The organism is Streptomyces sp. NPDC055966, assembly GCF_042269865.1.
Classification (GTDB): domain Bacteria; phylum Actinomycetota; class Actinomycetes; order Streptomycetales; family Streptomycetaceae; genus Streptomyces.
Map to the genome: position 1 here is coordinate 286,095 of NZ_JBHJYK010000005.1, position 23,920 is coordinate 310,014.

28 protein-coding genes and 1 pseudogene are annotated in these 23,920 nt (G+C 72.3%); 16 read left to right on the plus strand and 13 right to left on the minus strand.

Features of this window, described 5'->3' with window-relative positions; genetic code table 11:
- Positions 1-146: 146 nt before the first annotated feature.
- Both ACFC8N_RS13490 and ACFC8N_RS13495 read left to right on the plus strand, forming a co-directional pair.
- Positions 147-557: a VOC family protein gene (locus ACFC8N_RS13490; RefSeq protein WP_356031800.1), complete on the plus strand. Its 411-nt coding sequence runs from the start codon at positions 147-149 to the stop codon at positions 555-557.
- 132 nt (positions 558-689) lie between these two features.
- On the plus strand, positions 690-1,928 hold the full coding sequence (locus ACFC8N_RS13495; RefSeq protein WP_376288187.1) for an alginate lyase family protein: 1,239 nt from the start codon (positions 690-692) through the stop codon (positions 1,926-1,928).
- Between the two features lie 42 nt (positions 1,929-1,970).
- Here ACFC8N_RS13495 and ACFC8N_RS13500 read toward each other — a convergent pair whose 3' ends face one another.
- Both ACFC8N_RS13500 and ACFC8N_RS13505 read right to left on the minus strand, forming a co-directional pair.
- Positions 1,971-2,666: an alpha/beta hydrolase gene (locus ACFC8N_RS13500; RefSeq protein ID WP_362820049.1), complete on the minus strand. Its 696-nt coding sequence runs from the start codon at positions 2,664-2,666 to the stop codon at positions 1,971-1,973.
- 125 nt (positions 2,667-2,791) lie between these two features.
- Complete coding sequence (locus ACFC8N_RS13505) at positions 2,792-3,634, minus strand: class I SAM-dependent methyltransferase (RefSeq protein WP_376288188.1); 843 nt, start codon at positions 3,632-3,634, stop codon at positions 2,792-2,794.
- 138 nt (positions 3,635-3,772) lie between these two features.
- Between ACFC8N_RS13505 and ACFC8N_RS13510 the strand changes: the two genes are divergently transcribed.
- A complete protein-coding gene (locus tag ACFC8N_RS13510) occupies positions 3,773-4,357 on the plus strand; it encodes a TetR/AcrR family transcriptional regulator (protein ID WP_356031810.1) in 585 nt (194 codons plus the stop codon).
- 14 nt (positions 4,358-4,371) lie between these two features.
- Here ACFC8N_RS13510 and ACFC8N_RS13515 read toward each other — a convergent pair whose 3' ends face one another.
- Together ACFC8N_RS13515 and ACFC8N_RS13520 are read right to left on the minus strand one after the other, a co-directional pair.
- Positions 4,372-5,193 (minus strand): SDR family oxidoreductase, encoded by an 822-nt coding sequence (locus tag ACFC8N_RS13515; protein WP_362820046.1) that lies wholly within the window; start codon positions 5,191-5,193, stop codon positions 4,372-4,374.
- Between the two features lie 105 nt (positions 5,194-5,298).
- Positions 5,299-5,877: a TetR/AcrR family transcriptional regulator gene (locus tag ACFC8N_RS13520; protein ID WP_362820044.1), complete on the minus strand. Its 579-nt coding sequence runs from the start codon at positions 5,875-5,877 to the stop codon at positions 5,299-5,301.
- 270 nt (positions 5,878-6,147) lie between these two features.
- On the opposite strand from ACFC8N_RS13520, the gene ACFC8N_RS13525 reads away from it, so the two are divergent.
- The 7 genes from ACFC8N_RS13525 (at position 6,148) to crcB (ACFC8N_RS13555) (ending at position 13,484) form a co-directional block, all read left to right on the plus strand.
- A complete protein-coding gene (locus tag ACFC8N_RS13525) occupies positions 6,148-6,729 on the plus strand; it encodes a 2Fe-2S iron-sulfur cluster-binding protein (protein WP_362820043.1) in 582 nt (193 codons plus the stop codon).
- Positions 6,726-7,718 carry an FAD binding domain-containing protein gene (locus ACFC8N_RS13530; protein WP_376288189.1) on the plus strand — a complete coding sequence of 331 codons (993 nt, stop codon included), beginning with the start codon at positions 6,726-6,728 and terminating at the stop codon, positions 7,716-7,718. The genes ACFC8N_RS13525 and ACFC8N_RS13530 overlap by 4 nt, the downstream gene beginning before the upstream one ends.
- Complete coding sequence (locus ACFC8N_RS13535; protein ID WP_376288190.1) at positions 7,715-9,853, plus strand: xanthine dehydrogenase family protein molybdopterin-binding subunit; 2,139 nt, start codon at positions 7,715-7,717, stop codon at positions 9,851-9,853. The genes ACFC8N_RS13530 and ACFC8N_RS13535 overlap by 4 nt, the downstream gene beginning before the upstream one ends.
- Positions 9,846-10,982 (plus strand): XdhC family protein, encoded by a 1,137-nt coding sequence (locus ACFC8N_RS13540; protein WP_376288191.1) that lies wholly within the window; start codon positions 9,846-9,848, stop codon positions 10,980-10,982. The genes ACFC8N_RS13535 and ACFC8N_RS13540 overlap by 8 nt, the downstream gene beginning before the upstream one ends.
- A 97-nt stretch (positions 10,983-11,079) precedes the next feature.
- Positions 11,080-12,375 carry an FAD-dependent oxidoreductase gene (locus ACFC8N_RS13545; protein WP_376288192.1) on the plus strand — a complete coding sequence of 432 codons (1,296 nt, stop codon included), beginning with the start codon at positions 11,080-11,082 and terminating at the stop codon, positions 12,373-12,375.
- Positions 12,376-12,618: 243 nt separating this feature from the next.
- Positions 12,619-13,113, plus strand: coding sequence for a fluoride efflux transporter CrcB (crcB, locus tag ACFC8N_RS13550; protein WP_376288193.1), 495 nt, complete (start codon positions 12,619-12,621; stop codon positions 13,111-13,113).
- Positions 13,110-13,484, plus strand: a complete 375-nt coding sequence (gene crcB, locus ACFC8N_RS13555; RefSeq protein ID WP_376288194.1) for a fluoride efflux transporter CrcB — start codon at positions 13,110-13,112, stop codon at positions 13,482-13,484. The genes crcB (ACFC8N_RS13550) and crcB (ACFC8N_RS13555) overlap by 4 nt, the downstream gene beginning before the upstream one ends.
- 97 nt (positions 13,485-13,581) lie before the next feature.
- Here crcB (ACFC8N_RS13555) and ACFC8N_RS13560 read toward each other — a convergent pair whose 3' ends face one another.
- Positions 13,582-13,983 (minus strand): YrdB family protein, encoded by a 402-nt coding sequence (locus tag ACFC8N_RS13560; protein WP_356031836.1) that lies wholly within the window; start codon positions 13,981-13,983, stop codon positions 13,582-13,584.
- Positions 13,984-14,085: 102 nt separating this feature from the next.
- Positions 14,086-14,367, minus strand: a complete 282-nt coding sequence (locus ACFC8N_RS13565) for a hypothetical protein (protein ID WP_356031839.1) — start codon at positions 14,365-14,367, stop codon at positions 14,086-14,088.
- A gap of 272 nt (positions 14,368-14,639) precedes the next feature.
- On the opposite strand from ACFC8N_RS13565, the gene ACFC8N_RS13570 reads away from it, so the two are divergent.
- Positions 14,640-15,059, plus strand: coding sequence for a hypothetical protein (locus tag ACFC8N_RS13570; protein ID WP_356031841.1), 420 nt, complete (start codon positions 14,640-14,642; stop codon positions 15,057-15,059).
- Between the two features lie 29 nt (positions 15,060-15,088).
- Here ACFC8N_RS13570 and ppk2 read toward each other — a convergent pair whose 3' ends face one another.
- Positions 15,089-15,928 carry a polyphosphate kinase 2 gene (gene ppk2, locus ACFC8N_RS13575; protein ID WP_356031844.1) on the minus strand — a complete coding sequence of 280 codons (840 nt, stop codon included), beginning with the start codon at positions 15,926-15,928 and terminating at the stop codon, positions 15,089-15,091.
- 132 nt (positions 15,929-16,060) lie between these two features.
- Between ppk2 and ACFC8N_RS13580 the strand changes: the two genes are divergently transcribed.
- Both ACFC8N_RS13580 and ACFC8N_RS13585 read left to right on the plus strand, forming a co-directional pair.
- A complete protein-coding gene (locus ACFC8N_RS13580; protein ID WP_376288195.1) occupies positions 16,061-16,408 on the plus strand; it encodes an ArsR/SmtB family transcription factor in 348 nt (115 codons plus the stop codon).
- A gap of 135 nt (positions 16,409-16,543) precedes the next feature.
- Positions 16,544-17,569, plus strand: a complete 1,026-nt coding sequence (locus ACFC8N_RS13585; RefSeq protein ID WP_376288196.1) for a zinc-dependent alcohol dehydrogenase family protein — start codon at positions 16,544-16,546, stop codon at positions 17,567-17,569.
- Between the two features lie 8 nt (positions 17,570-17,577).
- Here the strand turns inward: ACFC8N_RS13585 and ACFC8N_RS13590 are convergent, their stop codons facing one another.
- The gene (locus tag ACFC8N_RS13590) at positions 17,578-18,285 is read right to left on the minus strand and encodes a TetR/AcrR family transcriptional regulator (protein ID WP_356031852.1); all 708 of its coding nucleotides are present in this window, start codon (positions 18,283-18,285) and stop codon (positions 17,578-17,580) included.
- 97 nt (positions 18,286-18,382) lie between these two features.
- On the opposite strand from ACFC8N_RS13590, the gene ACFC8N_RS13595 reads away from it, so the two are divergent.
- Positions 18,383-19,606: a saccharopine dehydrogenase family protein gene (locus tag ACFC8N_RS13595; RefSeq protein WP_376288197.1), complete on the plus strand. Its 1,224-nt coding sequence runs from the start codon at positions 18,383-18,385 to the stop codon at positions 19,604-19,606.
- A gap of 52 nt (positions 19,607-19,658) precedes the next feature.
- On the opposite strand, the pseudogene ACFC8N_RS13600 reads toward ACFC8N_RS13595, so the two are convergent.
- The 5 genes and pseudogenes from ACFC8N_RS13600 to ACFC8N_RS13620 all read right to left on the minus strand — a co-directional run.
- Positions 19,659-19,970: pseudogene (locus tag ACFC8N_RS13600) on the minus strand (TetR-like C-terminal domain-containing protein); the annotation flags it as partial.
- 128 nt (positions 19,971-20,098) lie between these two features.
- On the minus strand, positions 20,099-20,425 hold the full coding sequence (locus tag ACFC8N_RS13605) for a plasmid stabilization protein (protein WP_356031858.1): 327 nt from the start codon (positions 20,423-20,425) through the stop codon (positions 20,099-20,101).
- An 81-nt stretch (positions 20,426-20,506) separates the two neighbouring features.
- On the minus strand, positions 20,507-20,806 hold the full coding sequence (locus tag ACFC8N_RS13610; protein WP_356031860.1) for a hypothetical protein: 300 nt from the start codon (positions 20,804-20,806) through the stop codon (positions 20,507-20,509).
- Positions 20,807-20,898: 92 nt separating this feature from the next.
- Positions 20,899-21,990 (minus strand): enolase C-terminal domain-like protein, encoded by a 1,092-nt coding sequence (locus tag ACFC8N_RS13615; RefSeq protein WP_356031863.1) that lies wholly within the window; start codon positions 21,988-21,990, stop codon positions 20,899-20,901.
- Between the two features lie 48 nt (positions 21,991-22,038).
- Positions 22,039-22,206, minus strand: a complete 168-nt coding sequence (locus tag ACFC8N_RS13620; RefSeq protein WP_356031865.1) for a hydrophobic protein — start codon at positions 22,204-22,206, stop codon at positions 22,039-22,041.
- A gap of 281 nt (positions 22,207-22,487) precedes the next feature.
- On the opposite strand from ACFC8N_RS13620, the gene ACFC8N_RS13625 reads away from it, so the two are divergent.
- On the plus strand, positions 22,488-23,282 hold the full coding sequence (locus ACFC8N_RS13625) for an RNA polymerase sigma factor SigF (RefSeq protein WP_376288198.1): 795 nt from the start codon (positions 22,488-22,490) through the stop codon (positions 23,280-23,282).
- A 193-nt stretch (positions 23,283-23,475) separates the two neighbouring features.
- Positions 23,476-23,811: an ANTAR domain-containing protein gene (locus ACFC8N_RS13630; RefSeq protein ID WP_356031870.1), complete on the plus strand. Its 336-nt coding sequence runs from the start codon at positions 23,476-23,478 to the stop codon at positions 23,809-23,811.
- Positions 23,812-23,920 lie beyond the last annotated feature (109 nt).

Here is a 23,920-nt window from a genome sequence, read left to right on the forward strand (position 1 = left end):
GCGCGCGGTCGCTCCGTCAGCGCCGCCCCGGGAGGACGTCCCGCGCGGCCGAGTGCCCACAAGGTGACGAATCATCAGATAGGGCGCGGCGCCCGGATAGCATGGCCGCCTGCCGGACACCTCACAACGCCGAAGGAGCGAGCGGCATGGAGTTCGCGTCGTCGCAGAAGATCACCACGTTCTTGATGTTCGAGGGTGACGCCGAGGAGGCGATGACCTTCTACGTCTCGCTCTTCGACGACGCCGAGGTCGTGCACCTCACCCGCTACGGTTCCGGCGGTCCCGGCAAGGAGGGGAGCGTGCGGCACGCGACGTTCTCGCTCGCCGGTCAGCAGTTCATGTGCATCGACAGCCCCGCACGGCACGACTTCACCTTCACCCCCTCGGTGTCGCTCTTCGTGCAGTGCGACAACGACGCCGAGATCGACCGTCTCTTCACGGCCCTCGCTGAGAACGGCACCGAGCTGATGCCGCTGGGTGAGTACGGCTTCAGCCCCAAGTTCGGCTGGGTGAACGACCGGTTCGGCGTCTCCTGGCAGCTCAACCTGCCCGCCTGAACCGGGGGGCAGTCCTGTTCCAGGCAGGCGGACGTCGAACGCCCCGCGGATTCCCGCCCCTTGACGACCGTCTGGTCCGTACCTATGGTCGTCGGTCAGCGCAAAGTTCAAGCTGCCGCCTGCTGTTCACATATGAGGACGGGTCTCGTGCAGGACACCCCCATACCCGCTCGACGTCGCCGCGCGTCCAGGCGCCCCACCCTCGCACTCGCCGCAGCCGCCGCCCTGCTGACCGCCGGACTGCTCTCCTGGCCCGGCGCCCAGCGGGCACAGGCCGCCCCCACCGCCTTCGCGCACCCCGGCGTCACCGTCTCGCGCGCCCAACTCGACTTCGCGCGCGCCAAGGTGCTCGCCGGCGCCCAGCCCTGGAAGGGCGCGTACGACCAGATGACGGCGAGCCCGTACGCGAGCCTCAGCCGCACGGCCAAGCCCCGCGCCGTCGTCGAGTGCGGTCCCTACTCCAACCCCGACTACGGCTGCACGGACGAGCGCGAGGACGCCATCGCCGCGTACACCGACGCGCTCGCCTGGTACGTCACCCGGGACGACCGGTACGCGAAGAAGGCGATCGAGCTGATGGACGCCTGGTCCGCCACGCTCACGGACCACACCAACAGCAACGCGCCCCTGCAGACGGCCTGGGCCGGCGCCTCCTGGGCCAAGGCCGCCGAGCTGATCAAGTACACGTACACCGGGACCTGGGCCGACTCCGGCCGCTTCGCCGCCCTGCTGCGCACCGTCTACCTACCCAAGATCATCAACGGCTCCAATTCCAACGGCAATTGGGAGCTGACGATGATGGAGGCCGCCGTCGGCATCTCGGTCTTCCTGGAGGACAAGGCGTCCTACGACTCGGCCATGGCCCGGTTCCGCACCCGCACCGCGGCCTATGTGTACCTCTCCTCCGACGGTGCCCTGCCGAAGACCGTGCCGAGCCAGAACCTGAACACCCGTGACAAGATCGTCTCGTACTGGCAGGGCCAGTCCACCTTCGTGACCGGACTGACCCAGGAGACCTGCCGCGACTTCACCCACACCGGATACGGCATCTCGGCCATCTCGCACGTCGCCGAGACCAGCCGCATCCAGGGGCAGGACCTCTACGGCACCGACGTCGGCGAACGGCTGCGGCAGGCGCTCGGCTTCCAGTCCAGGTACGAGCTCGGCGCCGCCGTCCCGAGCTGGCTGTGCGGCGGATCCCTCAAGCTCGGCCTCGGTCCCGTCACCGAGGTCGGCTACAACGCCCTGCACAACCGCCTGGGCATCGCCATGACCAACACCCGGACGCTGACCGAGCGGAACCGCCCCGCCGGCACCGACAACCTCTTCGTGGCCTGGGAGACCCTCACCGACGGCGACAACCCCAACTGATGTGACAGGACGGCCGGTTCGGAAACACGCGGCGTCGACGCATCACGCCACGGCGGCCAGCTCGACCAGATGGCGGGCCGTGCCGGCGGGATCGACGATCTGGTGCAGGTGCGCGCCGGGCAGGCGGGCCACGCGCCAGCCACGGGCGCCCGCCTCGGCGGCGAGATCGTCGTACGGAGGGCCGAACAGCAGATAGGAACAGGGGTGGTCGTCCCAGCCGGCAGGGACCGGGATCCGCTGTTCGTAGTAGGACAGCGGCAGGGTGGGCTGCTCCTCGACGACGGTCCGCCGCACCGCCGGATCGGCGAACATGGGCGCGACGTCCGCCTCCTCCCACCAGTCGGTCCAGCGCGGCAGCCTGCCGTCCACGGCCAGGGGACGCAGGAAGTCCAGCAGTTCCGGTGCGGCGACCGGGGTCGCTCCGGTGCGGGCCGGCAGCGCCGCGTCCACGAAGACCGACGCGGCCACCGGACGGTCGAGCGCCGCGCGGATCGCCGGGAGGAACAGGCCCGCGTTGCTGTGCGCCACCAGCACGAGCGGGCTGGCGGCCGGCACGTGCCGTACGTCGTCCAGGACCGCCTCGGCGACGCGTGGCCAGAACGGCGGCTCACCGGTGCCGATGTGCAGCAGGGACGGTACGTGTACCCGGTGTCCCGCGGCCAGCAGGTGCTCGGCCACGGGACGCCAGGTCGACGGGCCCACGGACGGGCTGTGCACGAGAACGAAGGTCGTCTGCATGGGACGATCCTGCCGCCGGTGGAGGTGAGGAGGCGAGCGTCTCGGCCCACGGCAGAACACGGCGCCGTACCTGCGCGCCCCGCACGCCTGCGCGCCGGCCCGAAGTCATCGGCCGACGGTGCTGGTCAGCGGTCCGCCGTGACGAGCCAGGCGGTGCTGCGCAGGCGGACCGTGCCGTCGGCGGCCTCGTGGGTGCGCAGCTGGGCGACGAGCGTGTCGCGGGCGCGGGCCCGGGTCGGCGTGTCGGCCTGGGACGTCAGGTGACGGCCGGGGCCGGTGCCGAGGAGGAAGTCCGCCGCGTCCTCGGCTCCTTGTCCCCAGTCGCCGTACGCCTGGGCCTGGTTGACGGTGACGGCGGTGAACCCGGCGGCGGTGAGCACGGCGCGGATGTGGTCGGGGTCGGCCAGGGAGAACATGCCGGGCAGCCCCGGCCGGCCGAAGTCACCGACCGGCAGGATGCCCCGGAGCGCGGCCACGGCCACCACCCAGTCGTTGCGTGCGGCGTCGGCCGGGCAGACGAACGCCAGCCTGCCACCGGGGGCCAGGGCCCGGGCGATGTTGGTGAACGCGGCCACCGGGTCGGCGAAGAACATCACCCCGTAGCGGCTGATCGCCACGTCGAAAGAGCCCGCCTCGAAGGCCTGGACCTGCGCGTCGCCCTGGACGAAGGAGACGTTGGCGACGCCCTCCCGCTCAGCGCGGGCCCGCGCCTCGGCCAGCATGGGGCCGGACAGGTCGACGCCCGTCGCATGCCCCTGCGGTGCCCTGAGCGCGGCGAGGCGTGTGGTCCGCCCGGCGCCGCAGCCGATGTCCAGGACGCGGTGGGACGCGGTGGGGGCCGCGGCGTCGAGGAGGGGGTCGTCGAAGCCGCCGTTCACGGCGTTCCAACGGTCCTGGTTGCGGGCCCAGTGGGTGCCTTCCGGGCCGTTCCATGCCTGTGCCTGCTCCGTGTTGACGATGTCGGACACGGGTCCCTCCTACGGTGGACGGCGGAGAATGGGCGTACGCCCAAACAGTATGGGCATACGCCCAAACCCGCAATGTCCGTTACCATCAAGGCGGTTGCGTGTCGCGTGAGCGGCGGATTCCGGACGGAAGAGAGGCCCATGGCACCGCGGGGAGTGGCGACGCCGGACGTGCGCGAGCAGTTGTTCGCCGCCGCCGAGCGCGTCGTGGAGAGGGACGGCCCCGGGGCCCTCACCAGCCGGGCCGTCACCACCGAGGCCGGCTGTGCCAAGGGGCTGCTGCACACGCATTTCGCGGGCATGGACGAGTTCGTCGCCGAGCTGTGCGTCGACCGCTTCGCCCGTACGGCCGCCAAGGCGCGGTCGCTGTCGGACCGGGTGGGGCAGGGCGCCGTGGCCCAAAACCTCGAAGCCGTCGCCCTCGCCCTGTTCGACTCCGGAGGCCCGGCGATCTCCGGCCTCGCCATGACCCGGTCCGGGGCAGCGCTGCGCATCCGTGAGGCGCTGGAGGGCGGGGCGCCCGGCTTCGACGCGATCCAGAAGGCGGTCACCGGCTATCTGGAGGCCGAACGGCGGCTCGGCCGCGTGGCACGGACCGTCGACCCCGACTCGGCCGCCCTCGCCCTCGTCGGCGCCGCCCACCACCTGCTGATGACCAGCCGGCCGGGCGCGCCCGACCCCCGTCCGGCCATGACGCGCCTGGTCGGCGCGCTGGTGGGCGGCTAGGCGGTGTCCTTCCCCTAGAGGGTGTCGTCGCCCCGTGGCGCGATGTGGAAGTCGAATGCCAGCGTGCCCGGATCCAGGGCCGTCGTGCCGCCGTCCACCGTGAGCACCGAGCCGTTGACGTACGACGCCGCCGGGGACAGCAGCCAGTCGATCGCCTCCGCGACTTCCCGCGGCTCACCCGGTCGCCCGAGCGGCATCAGCCGGGTCGCCTCCGTGTAGGCGGCCTCCGCTCCCGCGTCCCCCAGGCCCGCCTCCTGCGCGAACCGGGCCATGCGGCGGTCGGCCATCTCGGTACGGACCCAGCTGGGGCACACGATGTTGGCGCGCACCCCCGCACGCCCGTAGTCCACGGCCACGGAGCGGCACAGCTGGAGCAGGGCCGCCTTGGACGTGGCGTAGGCGGCGTTGCGGGTGCCGTTGCGCAGGGCGGACACCGAAGCGACGGCGACCACCGCCCCCTTGGACTCCAGCAGGTGCGGAATCGCGGCGCGCAGCAGGAGCATGGGCCCGGTGACGTTGGTGCGCATCACCTCGTCCCAGTCGCCGAGGTCCAGGTCGCCCACGGCTCCGCCGCGCCCGATCCCCGCGTTCAGGACCACCCCGTCGAGCCGTCCATGTGCCTCCAGGGCCGCCCGGACGAGACCGTCGGCCGTGTCGGGCGCCCCGATGTCGGACGGGTACGCCAGCGCGCCGGTCTCCCGCGCCAGGCGGTGCAGGGGCTCGGCGCGGCGGCCCGAGACGACCACCTGGTGCCCGCTCTCGCACAGCAGCCGGGCCGTGGCCTCCCCGATGCCCGAGCCCCCGCCGGTCACGATGACAACTTGCTTGTCCGCCACTGTAGTCAGGCCCTTCCGACGAGATCACCCGGACACCGTCCGACTCTAGGCCCGACGGCGGCACGGCTGATGACTTCCGGCCAGAGCGCGGCTGTCGGGCGCTGCTCAGGCGCCGACGGGCCGCGTGCGCAGGCCCGCCATGACCAGGTCGAGGAGGCGGGCAGCCCGGGGCGCCCAGTCGTCGTGCGGGTCGAGTTGCCACAGGCCCGCGATGGCGAGGAGGAAGTCGTCCGCGGTGATGCCGGGGCGGACGGTGCCGGCGTCCTGCCCGGCGCGGAGCAGGAGGCCCGCCGCCCTCGCCACCGGGGTGGGCGGCGGCTTCACCGGTCCTCCCGGGGTGCTGGTCGCCTGGCGGATCGCGTCGGCCAGCCCGGCCTTGGTCATGGCGAACTCGGCGAGCCGGTCCATCCACGCGCGCAGGGCCTCGTCGGGCGGCCGGGTCTCCAGCAGCTGGATCGCGCTGTCGGCGACCTGCTGCATCTCGTGGCGGTAGATCTCCAGCACGAGCGACTCGCGGTTGGGGAAGTTGCGGTAGAACGTGCCCTGCCCGACGCCGGCCTTCTTGGCGATCACGCTCAGCGGTGCGTCCGCGCACCGCGACAGTTCGACGAGTGCGACTTCGAGTATGCGCTCGCGGTTGCGCTGCGCGTCCGAGCGCCGGGGTGAGCCCTGCTGCTGCGGCACTCGTCCTCCTCATGGGTTCGTGGCGCGAACCCACCCTTGCTAAGCGGACAACTGTCCGGTACGTTCTCAGGTAACGGACAGTTGTCCGGTTGTGTCCACCATAGCGGCGGACGCGCCCCAGCGGCAGTCGACGGCTGCCCCTGTCCGGCCCCAGCACTCTGCACCTTCGTTTCGCCCCGCGGCACAGGCCCGCACGGCGCGCTCCCCGCGCCGCACGTATCCCGGCTGCCGGACCCTTCGTACGCACTGTCCATGCGAAAGAAGCAGCTCATGACCTCATCGACGTCCAGTGTCATCACCCTGAGGATCAACGGCGAGAAACACACACTGCCCGTCGACCACCGCACCACCCTGCTCGACGCACTCCGCGAGCGCCTCGACCTCACCGGCACCAAGAAGGGCTGCGACCAGGGGCAGTGCGGGGCCTGTACCGTCCTGCTGGACGGGCGCCGGGCGGTCGCCTGTCTGCAACTGGCCGTGGCGGCCGAGAACCGCGAGATCACCACCATCGAGGGCGTGGCCGACGGCGACCGCCTGCACCCCGTGCAGCAGGCCTTCCTCGACCTGGACGGATTCCAGTGCGGCTACTGCACCCCGGGCCAGATCTGCTCGGCGATCGGGGTGATCGAGGAACACGCGGCGGGCTGGCCGAGCGCCGCCACCGCCGACGTACGGCCCGAGGCGGGGCCGCCGTCCCTGAGCGCCGAGGAGATCCGGGAGCGGATGAGCGGCAACCTGTGCCGCTGCGGCGCGTACGTGTCGATCGTCGAGGCGGTGGCCCGCGCGGCCCAGGTCCGGGTGGACGAGCGCCGTGACGAGGACGTCCCGGCGGGCAAGGGGGCGGCGGCATGAGGGAGTTCGACTACCAGCGGGCGTCCGACGTCGCCGGCGCCGTCGCGCTGCTCGGCGCCGATCCGGACACCCGCTTCCTCGGCGGCGGCACCAACCTCGTCGACCTGATGAAGTCCGGGGTCGAGCGCCCCGCCCGGCTCGTCGACATCCGTGAACTCCCGCTCGACGAGATCGAGTCGACGCCCGACGGCGGACTGCGCATCGGTGCCACGGTCACCAACGGCGACCTCGCCGCCCATCCCGAGATCCGGCGCCGCTACCCGGCCCTCGCGCAGGCGGTGCTGGCGGGCGCGTCCGGGCAGCTGCGCAACATGGCCACGGTCGGCGGGAACCTGCTCCAGCGCACCCGCTGCGGATACTTCACCGACGTCACCAAACCCTGCAACAAGCGGGTGCCCGGCAGCGGTTGCCCCGCGGTCGAGGGCGAACACCACAACCACGCGATCCTCGCCGCCTCCGGTCACTGCGTAGCCGTGCACCCCTCGGACATGGCCGTGGCCCTCGCCGCCTTCGACGCCGTCGTCCACCTCCACACGGCGGACGGGCCGGGGGAGTTGCCGCTCGCCGACTTCTACCTGCCCGTCGGCGACACCCCGCACCGTGAGACGGCCCTGCCGCCGGGCGCGCTGATCACCCACGTCACGCTCCCGCCCGCCCCGGTCGCCGCCCGCTCCCGCTACCGCAAGGTGCGCGAGCGTGCCTCGTACGCCTTCGCCATCGGCTCGCTCGCCGCCGCGCTCGACGTCCGCGACGGCGTCGTACGGGACGCCCGCCTGGCCTTCGGCGCCGTCGCCTCCCGGCCGTGGCGGGCCCGCGCGGCCGAGCGGATCCTCATCGGCGCGCCGGCCGACCCCGGGACCTACGCCGCCGCGGCGGACGCCGAGCTGGCGGCGGCCCGGCCGCTGCCGCACAACAGCTACAAGGTGGAGCTGATCCGCAACCTCGTGGTGGCCGTCCTGTCCGAACTCGCCGAGGAGGCCGCCCGATGACCACCCTCACCACCGCGACCACCCTGCACACACCCGCCGTCGGCACCGCGCACACCCGGGTCGAGGGCCGGGACAAGGTCACCGGAGCCGCCCGCTACGCCGGGGAGGTGCCCTTCGCGGACCTCGCGTACGGCTGGCTGGTGCTGTCCACGGTCGCCCGCGGCCGCATCCGTGACCTCGACACCGAGTCCGTCCTCGCCATGCCCGGTGTCCTCGCCGTCCTGGAGCACCGCAACGCCCCGCGCCTCACCACCGACTACACCGGCCTGATGGGCATGCGGCCGGACCCGACCTGTGCCGTCTTCCAGCACGACCGGGTGCCCCATCTGGGCTGGCCGGTGGCGCTGGTCGTGGCCGAGACGTCGGAGCAGGCCAGAGAGGCCGCCGAGGCGCTCGTGGTGCACTACGAACAGGAGCCGCACGACGTCGCGTTCAGCGCCGGGCACCCCGACGCCCACCCGGTGGAAGGCCACATGCCGGCGGTGACGGAGAAGGGCGACCTCGACGCCGAACTGGCCGCGGCCCTCGTCGTCGTGGACGCCGAGTACACCACTCCCGAAGAGCATCACCACCCGATGGAACCCCATGCCGCGACCGCCCGCTGGGACGGTGCCCGGCTGGAGGTGACCGACTCCAACCAGGGCGCCACCTGGGTCGTCGGCGAGCTGGCGAACCTCTTCTCGCTCGACCCGGCCGCGGTGCGCGTACGCTCCGAGCACGTCGGCGGCGGCTTCGGCAGCAAGGGCGTGCGCGCCCACCAGGTGGCCGCCGTGATGGCCGCTACCGTCCTCCAGCGCCCGGTGCGCGTCGTCCTGACCCGACGTCAGATGTTCTCGCTGGCCGGCTACCGCAGCCCCACCGTGCAGCACGTCCGGCTCGGCGCCGACGCCGACGGACGTCTGCGTGCCCTGGCGCACCGCTCCCTCAGCCAGACCGCCACCGGGTACGAGTTCGTGGAACCGAGCGCCGGGGTGGCCCGGGTGATGTACGACGCCGACGCCCACCACACCGCCAACCGCGTCGTACGGCTCGACGTGCCGTCCCCGACGTTCATGCGTGCCCCGGGCGAGGCGCCGGGCTCGTTCGCGCTGGAGGCCGCCCTCGACGAACTCGCCGAGAAGTGCGGGATCGACCCGGTCGAACTGCGCCTGCGCAACGAACCCGACAGGGGGCCGGTGTCCGGCCTGCCGTTCGCCGGCCGCAATCTGGCCGTCTGCCTCCGGGAAGGCGCCCGCAGGTTCGGCTGGGCCGAGCGGGACCCGCGCCCCGGGCTGCGCCGGGAGGGCCGCCTGCTGCTCGGCACGGGTATGGCGGCCGCCTCCTTCCCGGCGGGCGCGATGCCGTCCACCGCGAGCGCGACGGCGCACCCGGACGGCACCTTCACCGTCCGGATCTCGGCGGCCGACATCGGCACCGGGGCCCGTACCGCACTCACCCTGGTCGCCGCCGACGCGCTGCGGACGTCTCCCGAGCGCGTCCACGTGCGCATCGGCGACAGCGACTTCGGCCCGGCGATGATCGCCGGCGGCTCCATGGGCACCCGCTCCTGGTCCTGGGCGATCCGGGTGGCGGCCGGGGAACTGCGCGAGCGGCTGGCCCTCGGCACCGGCATCCCGCCCGAGGGGATCACCGTACGGTCGGACACCACCGCGGCCGTCGGCGCCCTCGCCGCCGCCGAACGGCACTCCTACGGCGCGCAGTTCGCGGAGGTCGCCGTGGACGCCGGCACCGGCGAGGTGCGGGTGCGGCGCATGCTCGGCATCTTCGCGGCGGGCCGGATCATCAACCCGCTCACCGCACGCAACCAGTTGCGGGGCGGCATGATCTGGGGCATCTCCATGGCCCTGCACGAAGAGGCCGTCCGCGACCGCGTCTCGGGCGGGCACGTCGGCGCCGACCTCGCGGGTTACCACGTCGCGACCCACGCCGACGTGCCCCGCATCGAGGCCGACTGGATCGAGGACACCGATCCCGACGACCCGGTCGGCATCAAGGGCATCGGTGAGATCGGCATCGTCGGCGCCGCGGCCGCCGTCGCCAACGCGGTCTGGCACGCGACCGGCGTACGCCACCGCAGCCTGCCCATCCGCCCGGACCGGATCCTCGCCGCCGCCGCGGAGGCGCCGGATGCTTGACCTGGCCGGGGAACTGCACCAATGGGCCGAGGAGGGGAGGGAGTTCGCCGTCGCGACCGTGGTCGCGGTCGGCGGCAGCGCGCCGCGCGGCCCCGGCGCCGCCCTCGCCGTCGACAGCGCGGGCACCGTCATCGGCTCGGTCTCCGGCGGCTGCGTGGAGGGCGCGGTGTACGACCTGTGCCGCGAGGCGCTGCGGACCGGCGAGAGCGTGCTCGAACGGTTCGGCTACAGCGACGAGGACGCCTTCGCCGTGGGGCTGACCTGCGGCGGGACGATCGAGGTGCTGGTCACCCCGGTGACCGGCCGGGCCGGGACGCTGCCGGCCGCGGCCCTGTCGGCCGCCGTCCGCCGCGAACCCGTGGCCCTCGTCCGGGTCGCCCGCGGCCCGGACGGACTGCGCGGACGCGCCCTGCTGGTCCGGCCCGACGGCACCGGTGAGGGCGGCCTCGGCGGTCACCCGGACCTGGACCGGGTGGCGGCGGCCGAGGCCCGGGCCCTGCTGGAGGCGGGCCGCACCGGCACGGTGGAACTGTCCGCGGAAGGGTCCCACTGCCCCGGCGGTCTCACGCTGCTGGTCGAGTCGAACGTGCCGCCCCCGCGCATGATCGTGTTCGGTGCGATCGACTTCGCGGCGGCGCTGGCGAGGGCCGGAAAGTTCCTCGGGTACCACGTGACCGTCTGCGACGCCCGCCCGGTCTTCGCCACCCGGGCCCGCTTCCCGGAGGCCGACGAGGTCGTCGTGGACTGGCCCCACCGGTATCTGCGGCGCACCGGCACCGACGCCCGCACGGTGCTGTGCGTGCTCACCCACGACGCCAAGTTCGACGTGCCCCTGCTGACGGCCGCCCTGCGGATGCCGGCGGCGTTCATCGGCGCGCTGGGCTCACGCCGTACCCACGAGGACCGCGACCGGCGGCTGCGCGCGGAGGGCGTGAGCGCGGCGGAACTGGCCCGGCTGCGCTCGCCGATCGGCCTCGACCTGGGCGCCCGGACGCCCGAGGAGACCGCGCTGTCGATCGCGGCGGAGATCGTCGCCGTCCGGCGGGGCGGGACGGGTGCCCCGCTGACCGGTTCGACGACGCCGATCCACCACGACGACGAAGAACACGGTAGGCGGGCGGCCGCCTGAAGGAGTAGAATATTCATCGTCCGATGAATTAATGCTGCTGAATCAGCGCTGCCCGATCTGCTGCTGAATCACTGGTCTCCCGAAGGGCAGGACTGCCATGGAACAGACCACGTGCTGCGTCGTGGGCGGCGGCCCCGCGGGCATGGTGCTCGCCCTGCTGCTGGCCCGCTCCGGCGTCGACGTGACGGTGCTGGAGAAGCACGGCGACTTCCTGCGCGACTTCCGCGGCGACACCGTCCACCCCTCCACCCTGGCGCTGCTGGACGACCTCGGCCTGGCCGAGCGCTTCGCCCGGCTGCCGCAGCGCCGGGTGCGCACCGTCCAGCTGCCGGTCGGCCCCGGCCGCGCGAACGTCACGGTCGGCGACCTCTCCGTACTGCCCGGCCCGTACAACTACGTCGCGATGGTGCCGCAGTGGGACCTGCTGGACCTGCTCGCGGACGAGGCCGGCCGCGAGCCGTCCTTCCACCTGCGGATGAACACGGAGGTGACCTCCTTCCTGGTCGAGTCCGGCCGCGTGCGGGGCGTGCGCTACCGCACCGCCGACGGCCGCACCGGCGAACTGCGCGCCCACCTCACCGTCGCCTGCGACGGCCGCGGCTCTCTGGCCCGCATCCGGCCGGAGCTGGGACTGCGCGAGTTCACCTGCCCGATGGACGCGTGGTGGTTCCGGCTGCCGCGCCGCGAAGGCGACCCGCAGGGACTCGTCGGCGCCGCCGGTGACCGCTTCCTGGCCGCGTTGATCGACCGCGGCGACTACTGGCAGTGCGCCGGACTCATCCCCAAGGGCACGGACGCACAGCGCCGGGCCGCCGGACTCGACCGCTTCCGGGCCCAGTTCGCGGCCGCCGCCCCCTGGATGGCCGACCGGGTGCACGCCCTGCGCTCGTGGGACGAGGTCAAACTGCTCGACGTACGCATGGACCGGCTGCGCCGCTGGCACCGCCCCGGGCTGCTGTGCATCGGCGACGCCGCGCACGCGATGTCCCCGGTCTTCGGCATCGGGATCAACCTCGCCGTGCAGGACGCGGTGGCCGCGGCCCGGTATCTCACCGAGCCGCTGCGCCGAGGGACCGTGGGCCTGCCCGACGTACGCCGCGTGCAGCGCCGCCGCCGGCCCACCACGGTCGTCACACAGGCCCTCCAGCGGACCGCGCACGCCCGCTTCGTCGCCCCCGTCCTCCAGGGCCGGCCCCCGCTCGGCAGCGCGGACCGGGCCAAGGCCGTGGCGCATGTGCTCGCCGGATCGCGCTGGGTCCGCCGGCTCCCCGCGTACTTCGTCGCGTACGGCGCCCTGCGGGAACGGCCACCGGCCTCGGCGGTCCGCAGGCCGCCCGCGGACACCCTCCCTCCGCCCGGCGCGACGAACCGTACGGCCAAGGCATCTCCCTGAAACCGTCCGGGCGCTGACGCCTGCGGCGGCGGGCGGACGTACACCGGAGGCGGGGCCGGTGCCGGGCCCCGTCGGGGGGCACGCTATTGTGATCCGCGGCTGTGACCTCCGGTCATGGCGCGGCGGTGGGGCTCGCCGTACCCGAACCGCGGCATCGGTGCCGCCAACAGTCCCTACTTGCGGTGGAGTGTGCCCGCGTGCGTGCGATGTGTGCGGGTCCCGGCGAGTAGGAGACGTACGTTCATGACAGCCCCGAACCCCCAGGTGGACGAGTCCACGGACCCCGGCGTCGATCTGCGTGCGCCCGCCCGGCCGCGCGAGCCGGACTGGCGGGGGCAGGCGCCGGTGGTGGCGGTGGTGGCATTCGGCGGGGCGATCGGTGCCTCGGCGCGCTACGGTGCGGGGCTGCTGTGGCCGGCGGCGGGTGTCTTCCCGTGGACGACCCTGTGGGTCAACACGGTCGGCTGTGCGGTCATCGGCGTGTTCATGGTGCTGATCACCGAGGTGTGGGAGGTGCACCGACTGGTGCGGCCGTTCTTCGGGACCGGTGTCCTGGGCGGTTTCACGACGTTCTCGACCTATGCGGTGGACATCCGGAAGCTGGTCGACGGCGGGCATCCCCGCACGGCGCTGGCGTATCTGGCCGTGACGCTGTGCGCGGCGCTGGCGGCGGTGTGGCTCGCGGCGACGGCGACGCGCCGCGTGGTGACGAGGGCCGGCCGGGAGGAGAAGGCGTGAACTGGCTGTTGGTGGTGGCCGGGGCGGTGGTCGGGGCGCCCTTGCGGTATCTGACGGACCGCGCGGTGCAGAAGCGGCACGACACCGTGTTCCCGTGGGGGACGTTCACCGTGAACGTGATCGGCTGTCTGATCCTGGGCCTGCTCTCCGGCGCGGCGGCGGCCGGTGCCGCCTCGCCCCACGTCCAGTTGCTGGTCGGCACCGGGCTGTGCGGGGCGCTGACGACGTACTCGACCTTCTCGTACGAGACGCTGCGGCTGGCGGAGAGCGGGGCCCGGTTCCACGCCGTCGCCAACGTCGTCGCCAGTGTGGTGGCCGGCCTCGGGGCGGTGTTCGTCGGGGTGTCGTTCGCGGACGCGCTGTGGGCGTGATGCCGCCGGCCGGCGGCATCACGGCCTTCGGCCAATGAGGCGTGGCACTCAGGCAGTTGCTCCCACGCGCGCATGAGCGAGAGCCGCGCCGGCGCCTTCAGGTTCCGGTCTGCGGGAAGGTCGGCCGGCGGCGGAAGAGCTCGGCGACGGCCGTGTTCGCGGTCACGACCACGGCCATGGCGACGGCGCCGACGGGATGCCCGACGCCGTACAGGGCCGCCGCTCCGCCGCCCAGCACGAGAGCCTTCACCGCGAGCACGAGAGGGAGCCCCGGCCGCAGCCGGGCCCTCGGTGCGGCGAACAGCGCCCACAGCGCCACCGCCGCCACAGGTGTGCCCAGGCCGAGCAGGACATGAAGGAGCGCGTCGTCGCCGACGGTGAACCCCCACCAGCTCAGGCAGGCGAGCGCGGCGAGTTCGAGCAGGAACGCCAGGAGTTCGTTGGCGGCGTACCAGTGCCGTTCGTCCGGAACGGCCGTGGCGCCAGGGCCTGTTGGCATGGAGTCCTCTCGGTGCACCGCGGGAGCCCAGCATGACAGGGCGGCGCCGTGCGGAGAATCCCCCTGACGGACGCCGTGGACACCGGGCTGCGGCGCTCGGACTCAGCGCCGGGTCTGGCCGAAGCGCGCCGCGATCCACGCGGCGCCGCGCTCGGCCATGGCCCGCCTGCGCCCCCACCGGGACCGACGCCGGGCGACGGGCAGGGACGGGCGCTCCGGCGGGGTGGCCGCCAGTGCGGCGAGCCGGCCGGCGGCGCGTGCGAGGTCCGCCTGTAAGCCCCGGCGCCGCTCCGAGGTCCCGGCACGCAGGAGCGCCGAATAGAGCCCCTCGACCTCGGCCACAGCAGCGCCCAGCCGCAGATTCGCGTCGCGTACTCGTCGCATGTCCCCGCGTGGCATGAACGCCCTGCCTTCCCCCGATGCCGGTACGGACCTCCGTTGACTTCAATTATTGCGCAAGGCGGCAAGTTCTTGTTGCTCTGCTGCCCCACCCCGCCGCAACCGTGCCCTCCCTCAGCCCTGTTACAAGACAGGGACATAGCGTCAGTGAACGCCCGCCTTCCCCGTGTCGTCACTTCTAATGACCGCGCCAATCGCCATGTAACCGGCCTTTGGCGCGAAAAACTCTTCTATCCACGGAAAAGGACATATCAGTGATGGTCTCGAAGCGTCGCTCCCTGCGCATAGCCGTCGTCGGTACCCTCGGCGCGGCCTCCCTCGCTCTCGCCGGCACCGCGATGGCGGCCACCCCCGCCACGCACACCGCCTCGGCCGTCGCCTCCGCGCAGAAGGCGCAGCCCGCCAAGGCGAGCATCACCGCCAAGCCGTCGGTGTCCTCGGTCCGCGCCTGGCAGCTGTTCCGGGTCACGGGCAAGACCACCGGCATCAAGGCGGGCGGAAAGGTGACCCTGCAGCAGAAGCAGCACGGCAAGTGGGTCAGCCTGCCCGCCTCTGCGCCGGTCCTGCGCAACGGCTCCTACTCGCTCGGCGTCAAGCTCGGCCTGAAGGGCAAGAACGACCTGCGCATCGTCAACGGCACCACGGCCTCGCCGGTCTTCGACGTGACCGTCCGCTGAGCCCGTCCGACCCGGCCGCAGGGTCCCGTTCACCGTCTGCGACCGCCGCCCCCGGCCGCGCCGCCCTGCAACTGGGCCGCATGGTCGGGGACGTAGGTCCGCAGATCGCGCGGGGGGCGTTCGTAGCCGGTGGACGGGGGCCGCTTCGGCAGGTTCAGCACCGGCGGCGGGACCTCGTGGTACGGGACGGACGCCAGCAGGTGGGCCATCATGTTCAGCCGGGCGCGCCGCTTGTCGTCGCTCTCGACGATGTACCAGGGCGCTTCGGTGATGTCGGTGTGCACCATCATCTCGTCCTTCGCCCGGGAGAACGCCTCCCAGTGGGTGATCGACTCCAGATCCATCGGTGACAGCTTCCAGCGCCGCAGCGGATCCTCCAGCCGGCGCCGGAACCGCTCCTGCTGGGCCGTGTCGCTCACCGAGAACCAGTACTTGCGCAGCAGGATCCCGTCCTCGACCAGCATCCGCTCGAAGGTCGGGCACTGGCGCAGGAACCGTTCGTGTTCCTCCGGGGTGCAGAACCCCATGACGTGCTCGACCCCGGCCCGGTTGTACCAGGACCGGTCGAAGAGCACGATCTCTCCGGCGGCCGGCAGATGCTCGACGTACCGCTGGAAGTACCACTGGGTGCGCTCGCGCTCCGTCGGCCTGGGCAACGCGGCGATCCGGGCCCCGCGAGGGTTGAGGTACTCGGTGACCCGCCGGATGGCGCCGCCCTTGCCGGCCGCGTCCCGCCCCTCGAACACGACCACCAGCCGCGCGCCCTCGGCTCGCACCCACTCCTGGAGCTTGACCAACTCGGTCTGGAGGCGCAGCAGTTCGGCTTCGTAGACCTTGCGGGAGAGCGTCGGCGCTCTGTTGCCCTTCATGTGTGTATTTTCCCCTCGTTCCCGCTGTCCGGCCCGGAGGGTGAGCCGATGCCCGAGGGGCGCTCCTCCGGCTCCCTTCGATGGCGGTCGTACCATGGCCTGACCGTACCGAAGCCGCCCCGAGGAGTCACCGTGGCCCGCCCTCGCACCGCCCGGACAGTGGAGCACCCCGAACTGTCGGAGGTCTCCCTTCAGCAGGTGCTGGAGGCGCTGGTGGATCCTGTGCGGCGGCTCGTGGTGACCCAGCTGGCCGCGGCGGACGAGGACATGAGCTGCGGCACGTTCGAGGCGCCGGTGTCGGTGTCGACGCTGACCCACCACTTCAACGTGCTGCGCGAGGCAGGCGTGATCCGGCAGTACTACGTGGGAACGGCGAAGCTGAACGCGCTCCGCGCGGACGAGATGGAGCAGCGCTTTCCCGGTCTGCTCACCGCCGTGCTGGCGGCCGCAGCGGCGGAGGGCGCGGCGGAGCCGGCCTGAGGCGGACGGGCGGGGGCGAGACGCTTATTTCGATGGTACTCAAAATTTGACGACCATCGAACCTTGGTGCAGGGTGGATGTCGGCACCGCCGCTGCGGTGCGTTCCCCCATCCCTGCTCCCAGGACGGATGTGTCATGGCACGTCACGTACAGTTCGACCGGATCGGCGGCCCCGAGGTTCTCACTCTGCGCGAGGTGGAGGTGGGTGCTCCGGGAGTCGGAGAGGTGCGGCTCCGCGTCGAAGCGATCGGCCTGAACCGGGCCGAGATCATGTACCGCGAGGGCGCCTACTTCTACCAGCCGGCCTTCCCGTCCACGCTCGGTTACGAGGCCGCGGGTGTGGTCGAGGCCGTCGGCGAGGGCGTGACCGGCCTCGCCGAGGGCGACCCGGTGGCGGTGGTGCCGTCGTTCCACCAGACCGAGTACGGCACCTACGGCGACCATGTCCTCCTCCCGGCCTCGGCGGTCGTGCCGCGCCCCGCGAACGTCGACCCGGTCCGGGCGGCGGCGGTGTGGATGGCCTACGTCACCGCCTACGGCCCCCTCGCCGAGAGCGGCCGTGTCCGGCCCGGCGACCATGTGCTGATCACCGCGGCCTCCAGCAGCGTGGGGCTGGCCGCCATCCAGATCGCCCGCCACATCGGTGCGATCCCGATCGCCACGACGCGCGGCGCGAGCAAGAAGCAGCGCCTCCTGGACGCCGGCGCGGCCCACGTCATCGTCACCGGCGAGGAGGACCTGCCCGCCCGGATCAAGGAGATCACCGGCGGCGAAGGCGTCCGCCTGGCCTTCGATCCGGTAGCCGGTCCCGGAGTCGAGACCCTCGCCCGGGGCATCGCACCCGGTGGCTTCCTGGTGGTCTACGGCGCCCTCGACCCGCGCCCCACCCCGCTGCCCAACGCGGGTTCCTACCCGGCGCTGAACAGCAGCACCTACACCCTCTTCGAGATCACGTCGGACCCCGAACGGCTGCGCCGCGCCGTGGCGTTCGTCAACGCCGGCCTCGCGTCGGGGGCCTTCGCGCCGGTCGTCGACCGCACCTTCGCCCTGGAGGACATCGCCGAGGCGCACCGCTACATGGCGGCCAACGGCCAGGTCGGCAAGATCGTCGTCACCGTCGAACCGCAGGCCTCGCGGGACCCGCAGACCCGGCAGGACTGACGCGGTCGTCACGCCCCGGACGAGGGCACCTGTGCGGCGGTGTGTTCCAGCAGCATCTCCAGCGCGGCCGGATAGGCGCTGTGCGGCATGCGCCGGGCGAGCAGTCCGGCCGTGGCGGCGATGTGGGGATGCGAGTCGGCGGGCAGCCGCGCATAGGCGGTGTGCCACATCTCCTCGTCCCGGGCGCGCGTCTCGTCCGCCAGGGCGAGGGAACCGGCGTCGAGCGCGGCGAAGGCGAGGCTCTGGTCGATGAACGCGTGATACACGCGCACCGCCACCGGGTCGGGCAGCCCGGCACCGCGCAGGATGCCGAGGATGGCCTCGTCCACCGCGATCTCGCGGGGCCGTCCGGTGACGCGGCTGGCGGTGAGCAGGGCGGCCTGCGGGTGGGCGAGGTAGGCGCCGTAGATCGACCGGCCGAGAGCGCGCAGATCGGCGCGCCAGTCACCGGTCGCCGTCCAGCTGTCGAGGGCCCGCCCCATCAGCTCGTCCCCGATGGCCCGGGTCAGCTCGTCCATCCCGGCGAAGTAGCGGTACAGGGTGCTGGGATCGGCGCCCAGCGCCGCGCCCAGACGCCGGGCCGTCAGCCCAGTGCTGCCGTGCTCGCGCAGCACGCGCAGGGCGGTGTCGACGATGATCTCCTCGGACAGCACCGTGCCCGTGCGCGTGGGCCGTCGTCGCCGCCGCGCCGCCTCCGGCACCACTTGTTTCGCCACGCCGCCCGCCTCCGCCATCCATCCTTATGCCAACAGGGTTGACCTTATCTTCCTCCGTCCCGTTCCATCGGTCCCCTCCGGAAGAAAGGTGTGTGTCATGCGCGTACTCCTCGTGGGCGCGGGTGGAGTCGGAACGGCCGTCACCCGGATCGCGGCCCGTCGTGACTTCCTCACCCGCATGGTCGTCGCCGACTACGACCTCTCCCGTGCCGAGGCCGCCGTCGCGGCGCTGGGGGAGCGGGGCGCGCGGTTCGCCGCGCGGCGGCTGGACGCCTCGGACCAGGACGCGGTGCGCCGGCTGCTCATCGAGGAGCGCTGCGACGTCCTGCTCAACGCCACCGACCCCAGGTTCGTGATGCCGCTCTTCCGAGCCGCCCTGGAGGCCGGTGCGCACTACCTGGACATGGCGATGTCTCTGTCCGCGCCGCACGGCTCGCGCCCGTACGAGGAGTGCGGCGTGAAGCTCGGCGACGAGCAGTTCGCGCTGGCCGCGCGCTGGGCGGAGGCGGGACGGCTGGCGCTGGTGGGCATGGGCGTCGAGCCCGGTCTGTCGGACGTCTTCGCCCGCTACGCGGCCGACGAACTCTTCGACGACGTCGAGGAGATCGGCGTCCGGGACGGAGCGAACCTGACCGTCGAGGGCTACGACTTCGCACCGTCCTTCAGCATCTGGACGACCATCGAGGAGTGCCTGAACCCGCCGGTGGTCTACGAGAAGGACCGCGGCTGGTTCACCACCGTCCCGTTCAGCGAGCCCGAGGTCTTCGACTTCCCCGCGGGCATCGGTCCCGTCGAGTGCGTCAACGTCGAGCACGAAGAGGTGCTGCTGATCCCGCGATGGGTGGACGCGCGCCGGGTCACCTTCAAGTACGGGCTCGGCGCCGACTTCATCGCCAAGCTGAAGACCCTGCACGAGCTGAGCCTGGACGCCACGGCCAAGGTGACCGTGCGCGGGGACGACGGACCGGTGCGGGTGTCCCCGCGGGACGTCGCCGCCGCCTGCCTGCCCGACCCGGCCGGCCTGGGCGACCGTATGACGGGCAAGACCTGCGCCGGCACCTGGGTGAAGGGCACCAGGGGCGGGGCGCCGCGTGAGGTGTACCTGTACCACGTGGTCGACAACGAGTGGTCGATGCGCGAGTACGGCTCCCAGGCCGTCGTCTGGCAGACGGCGGTCAACCCGGTCGTCGCCCTGGAGCTGCTGGCCACCGGTGCCTGGTCCGGCAAGGGCGTCCTCGGCCCGGAAGCCCTGCCCCCACGCCCGTTCCTGGACCTGCTCACCGAGTACGGCTCCCCCTGGGGCCTGCGCGAGGAGAACTGACCGGCCCAGCCGGCGGACAGCTGATGCGGAGCCCTGCCGCCGCGTCCGAGGGGTGATCCCGGGGGCCGAACGCGTCGGGTGCGTGCTCGCCGCGTTCGCGGGCGCGATCGAGCATGGACTGCAGTTGCCGGGTGCGTTCGGCGAGGAGGTCGTCACGCGCCTGTAGGCCCTGTCGACCGTTGCTCGACAGGGCGACGGCCAGGCGCACCAACGCCAGACCGTCGGGTCCGGTGATCTCGCGGGCCACGTTGGCCGCGTAAGTGCGCAGGTCGCCGGCCAGGCTCCCGGTGTCGGGCATCGGCGACCGCGCGTTGAGGCGGGTGAGCGCCACGTCGGTGAGCAGGGTTTCCGGGCCGCCCCGACGCGACGTTCCACCGATCCAGGTGCGGTCACCACCTCGAACGAGGCATCCGCGCACAGCCGTTGACGGCGACTCCGACGCGGGAACAACTGCAGGCAGAGGCGGTTCCGGGCGAGACTGTCGGCCCGGGCTCAGCGGCCGAGGGCGTTCTTCAGCTCCTGCTTGGTCATCGAGGAGCGTCCGTGCACGTCGCGCTTCCTGGCCTCCTCGTACAGCTGGTCCTTGGTCGGGCCCGCCGCTCCGCTGTGTGAGCGCTGCCCGCCCCGCTCGTACGCCGACTTCGGATCGCGGGTGGACGTCCTGCTCGCCCTCTCGGACTCGCCCGACCTGGCCCGTTCCTTGTTCACGGTGCGCGCCGCGATCTCCTTGGCGCGCTTCGTGGACTCGCCGCGCTGTTCGGCGCTCTTCTTGATGTGCTCGTACTGGCGCTCACGCCTGGCGCTCGATCCGGCAGGCATGACGGCTCCTTCCTCTTCGGATTCGGACCACTTCGGATTCGGACGCACGGGTACCCCTGAAGCGGACGCGTCACGCCGGCGTCAGGCCCGCGTACCACCGATCGAGGGGCCGGCCGTGGTCCTGCCGTGCCTGCGGTGCGTACCCGTGCCGCGCCGGTGGTGTGCCGCGCCGCCGAAGGTCATGGCCATGCCCAGGCAGAAGATCAGGGCCAGGGCCAGGCCCGAGCAGAAGAGGGCGAGCGGGCCGAGGCTGGCGATGTCGTGACCGAGCACCGACACCGTGTGGTCCGGACCGCCGGACAAGTTGTCGCTGATCGCCAGTGCCGTGAAGGCGCCGGCTCCCACGATGAGGAGCAGTCCGAGGAACAGCATCCGATTCATCTCCTCTCGTCTCCTTGCGGAGTCGTCGTCGCGAAATTCTCGTCGCGGACTCGTAGTTGCGGAGTCGTGGTTGCGGAGTCGTCGCTCCCTTCCTAGGCGACCCGGTACTTCTCCGCCGTGTCCCTGCGCAGGGTCAGACCGAGCCCGTGGCCCTGCTCCGGCCGGACCGTCCCGCCGGTGGGGTCGAGCGCGCCGTCGAAGAACATCGACTCGATCCGCACATGGTCGTGGAACCACTCAAGGTGGCGGAAGTTGGGGATCGAGGCGGCCGCCGCGGCATGGACGTGCGGGGCACGGTGCGCGGAGACCTCCAGTCCGTGGGCCTGGGCGAGCGCGGCGGCCCGGAGGAACTCGGTGATGCCGCCGCAGCGGGTCGCGTCGACCTGGAGGCAGTCCACCGCGTTCGCCGCGATCAGCCGGGCGAAGTAGGGCAGGTCGTAGCCGTACTCACCGGCCGTCACCTCGCACGGCAGGGTGTCGCGCAGCAGCCGCAGACCGGTCAGGTCGTCCGCGGACACGGGCTCCTCGAACCAGGTCACGCCGTACTCGGCGAGCCCGTCTCCGACACGCAGCGCCTGCTTGCGGGTGTAGGCGCCGCCGGCGTCGACGTACAGGTCGGCCTCGGGGCCGACGGCCCGGCGGGCCGTACGGACACGGGCGAGGTCCCACCGGGGCGCGCGGCCCCAGTCCTCACCGATCCTGATCTTGACGCGCGGGATGTGCTGCGCGTGCACCCAGTCCCCGAGCTGCTCGGCGAGACGCCGGTCGTCATACGTCGTGAACCCGCCGCTGCCGTACACCGGGACGTGTGTGCGGGCCGCGCCGAGGAGGCTGACCAGAGGGAGGCCCAGCAGGCGCGCCTTGAGGTCCCACAGGGCGATGTCGAGGGCCGAGATGGCGCACGCGGTCACCCCGGGCCGGCCGGCGTTCCGGACCGATCGGCACATCGCGTCGTGCAGGGCCGGTATGTCGAGCGGGTCGTGCCCCTCGACCAGGGGAGCGAGGTGCTCGCCGAGCATCAGCCCGACCGCCGCCGGACCGTACGTCCAGCCCGTGCCGGTCACGTCCCCGGCCGAGGCCTCGGCGATCACCATGGTCGTGGAGGCCCAGGCCAGCGTGCCGTCGGCTTCGGGGGCGTCGGTCGGCACCGTGTAGACGGACACCTCGGGTCGGCGGAGTTTCATCGTTTTCCTGCCGGGGTCGACATCTTGAAGCCTCCCGATCGGCCGGTGTCACCACCGGTACCAGCGAGCCCTGCCGCCGCCCGCCGCGCCCCGGACGAGGAAGCCCAGCAGCCATACGACAAGAACCGCCAAGGCGATCCACCAGAGAACCTTCACGGCGAAACCGAGGCCGAAGAGAACGACTGCCAGAAGCAGTACGAGAAGGATGGGAATCATGACGTGAACCTCCTGACCGCCTGCGAGTTCCCCGGGATGCGGAGATCACGCGCCGGCCGGCACAACGGGTGCCTCGCGCGGGACGGCGAGGGGCGTGCCGTGTCGCCGCCGTGGATCGGGTTTGGCCACCCGCTTCGGGGGAAGGGGGCAAACAGAGTGTTTCGGACAGGAGGCACATCCGTGGGAGCGACGTCCCCGTCGCCCGGATGCGGCCGTTCCGGAACGCGGTCGCTCGTCCACGGTGATCGTTCATCCCTCGCGCACGAGAGGTGCGATGCACCATGCGAACCCGAACGAGCGCGCAACACCATCCGCACGACGACGCCCCGGACACCGACCGGGCGTTCCGGCGGCTCGCCGCACTGCCCCCGGGGCACGAACGCGACACACTCCGTGAGCAACTGGTCGAGGCCTGGCTGCCGATGGCCGAGAGAATCGCGAGCCGGTACCGCAGCCGTGGCGAGAACTACGAGGACCTGTGCCAGGTCGCGGCCCTCGGGCTGGTCAAGGCGGTCGACCGTTACGACCCGGGGCGCGGCCACGCCTTCGAGAGCTACGCCGTTCCGACGGTGACGGGAGAGATCAAGCGGCACTTCCGCGACCACATGTGGACGCTGCACGTGCCACGCCGGGTCCAGGACCTGCGCAACCGGGTGCGGACCGCCTGCCAGGACCTGTCGCAGAACGTCTCGGACCGCTGGCCCAGCGTCAGCGAGATCGCCGAGTACACCGAGCTCAGCGAGCACGAGGTCCAGGTCGGGCTGGAGGCGCTGGAGAGCTTCAGCACGCTGTCCCTCGACGCCGAGACCCCGGGCAGTGACGACGGCTACTCGCTCGGCGACGCGCTGGGCGCGTGCGACCCGGCCCTCGACGTCGTCGTGGACCGCGAGGCCGTCAAGCCACGCCTGGAGGCCCTGCCCGAGCGCGAACGCACCATCCTGTACATGAGGTTCTTCAAGGACATGACCCAGAGCCGGATCGCCGAACAGCTCGGCATCTCGCAGATGCACGTCTCACGCCTGATCAACCGCTGCTGTCACCAACTGCGCGACGAGGTGCTGCACGACGTCGCGTAGCGACGTGCTCGGAAGCCCTCAGCGGGTTGGTGGCGTCCGGGAGGGATCGTCCACCTGGGCGAACGCCGACGCCACGCGGCGGGGCGGTGTCCGACGCCGCGCAAGGGTGGCACAGCTCTTCCGGGAAGCGCAGGATGGATGGGCCGGGAGAGTACGTGAGAGGCGCACTGCGCGTCGGACTCCGGAGGGGTTGATGACCACGGACGGCGGCCCGGCCGGGGCCGACGGTGAGCGCATCCATGAGCTGGAGGAAGAGGTCGACCAGCTGAGGCAGGCCGTCAGCTCGCACGCGGTCGTCGACCAGGCGATCGGGATGATGGTCGCGCTGGGCCGGGTCGGACCGGACCAGGGGTGGGCCGTGCTGAAGGACGTGTCCCAGCACACGAACATCAAACTGCGCCACGTCGCCGAGATGATCCTCATCTGGGGACGGCAGGGGGACATCTCCCCGGAGATCCGGGTCGAACTCGAAGAGGCCCTCGACCGGCACGGCCCCGCGCAGATTCCGGGCGCTCCGCTGACGGACTGAGCCGGCGCGGACCGCCTCGGCGACGCGTCTCGCGCGGTTTCCGGCGTATCTCCATCCTCGGTCTGACTCCGTGCCGCCGCGTTCTCTGCCACGCTGTCGCTGCGACGAC

Coding starts and splice junctions, on each gene's coding strand:
- ACFC8N_RS13595 (WP_376288197.1), top strand. CDS start 18,383: ATGCGCGTACTCCTCGTGGGCGCGGGTGGAGTCGGAACGGCCGTCACC.
- ACFC8N_RS13525 (WP_362820043.1), top strand. CDS start 6,148: ATGACCTCATCGACGTCCAGTGTCATCACCCTGAGGATCAACGGCGAG.
- ppk2 (WP_356031844.1), bottom strand. CDS start 15,928: ATGAAGGGCAACAGAGCGCCGACGCTCTCCCGCAAGGTCTACGAAGCC.
- ACFC8N_RS13570 (WP_356031841.1), top strand. CDS start 14,640: ATGGTCTCGAAGCGTCGCTCCCTGCGCATAGCCGTCGTCGGTACCCTC.
- ACFC8N_RS13610 (WP_356031860.1), bottom strand. CDS start 20,806: ATGAATCGGATGCTGTTCCTCGGACTGCTCCTCATCGTGGGAGCCGGC.
- ACFC8N_RS13535 (WP_376288190.1), top strand. CDS start 7,715: ATGACCACCCTCACCACCGCGACCACCCTGCACACACCCGCCGTCGGC.
- ACFC8N_RS13530 (WP_376288189.1), top strand. CDS start 6,726: ATGAGGGAGTTCGACTACCAGCGGGCGTCCGACGTCGCCGGCGCCGTC.
- ACFC8N_RS13625 (WP_376288198.1), top strand. CDS start 22,488: ATGCGAACCCGAACGAGCGCGCAACACCATCCGCACGACGACGCCCCG.
- ACFC8N_RS13605 (WP_356031858.1), bottom strand. CDS start 20,425: ATGCCTGCCGGATCGAGCGCCAGGCGTGAGCGCCAGTACGAGCACATC.
- ACFC8N_RS13565 (WP_356031839.1), bottom strand. CDS start 14,367: ATGCGACGAGTACGCGACGCGAATCTGCGGCTGGGCGCTGCTGTGGCC.
- ACFC8N_RS13620 (WP_356031865.1), bottom strand. CDS start 22,206: ATGATTCCCATCCTTCTCGTACTGCTTCTGGCAGTCGTTCTCTTCGGC.
- ACFC8N_RS13495 (WP_376288187.1), top strand. CDS start 690: ATGAGGACGGGTCTCGTGCAGGACACCCCCATACCCGCTCGACGTCGC.
- ACFC8N_RS13500 (WP_362820049.1), bottom strand. CDS start 2,666: ATGCAGACGACCTTCGTTCTCGTGCACAGCCCGTCCGTGGGCCCGTCG.
- ACFC8N_RS13540 (WP_376288191.1), top strand. CDS start 9,846: ATGCTTGACCTGGCCGGGGAACTGCACCAATGGGCCGAGGAGGGGAGG.
- ACFC8N_RS13560 (WP_356031836.1), bottom strand. CDS start 13,983: ATGCCAACAGGCCCTGGCGCCACGGCCGTTCCGGACGAACGGCACTGG.
- ACFC8N_RS13615 (WP_356031863.1), bottom strand. CDS start 21,990: ATGAAACTCCGCCGACCCGAGGTGTCCGTCTACACGGTGCCGACCGAC.
- ACFC8N_RS13545 (WP_376288192.1), top strand. CDS start 11,080: ATGGAACAGACCACGTGCTGCGTCGTGGGCGGCGGCCCCGCGGGCATG.
- ACFC8N_RS13585 (WP_376288196.1), top strand. CDS start 16,544: ATGGCACGTCACGTACAGTTCGACCGGATCGGCGGCCCCGAGGTTCTC.
- ACFC8N_RS13510 (WP_356031810.1), top strand. CDS start 3,773: ATGGCACCGCGGGGAGTGGCGACGCCGGACGTGCGCGAGCAGTTGTTC.
- ACFC8N_RS13490 (WP_356031800.1), top strand. CDS start 147: ATGGAGTTCGCGTCGTCGCAGAAGATCACCACGTTCTTGATGTTCGAG.
- ACFC8N_RS13630 (WP_356031870.1), top strand. CDS start 23,476: ATGACCACGGACGGCGGCCCGGCCGGGGCCGACGGTGAGCGCATCCAT.
- crcB (WP_376288193.1), top strand. CDS start 12,619: ATGACAGCCCCGAACCCCCAGGTGGACGAGTCCACGGACCCCGGCGTC.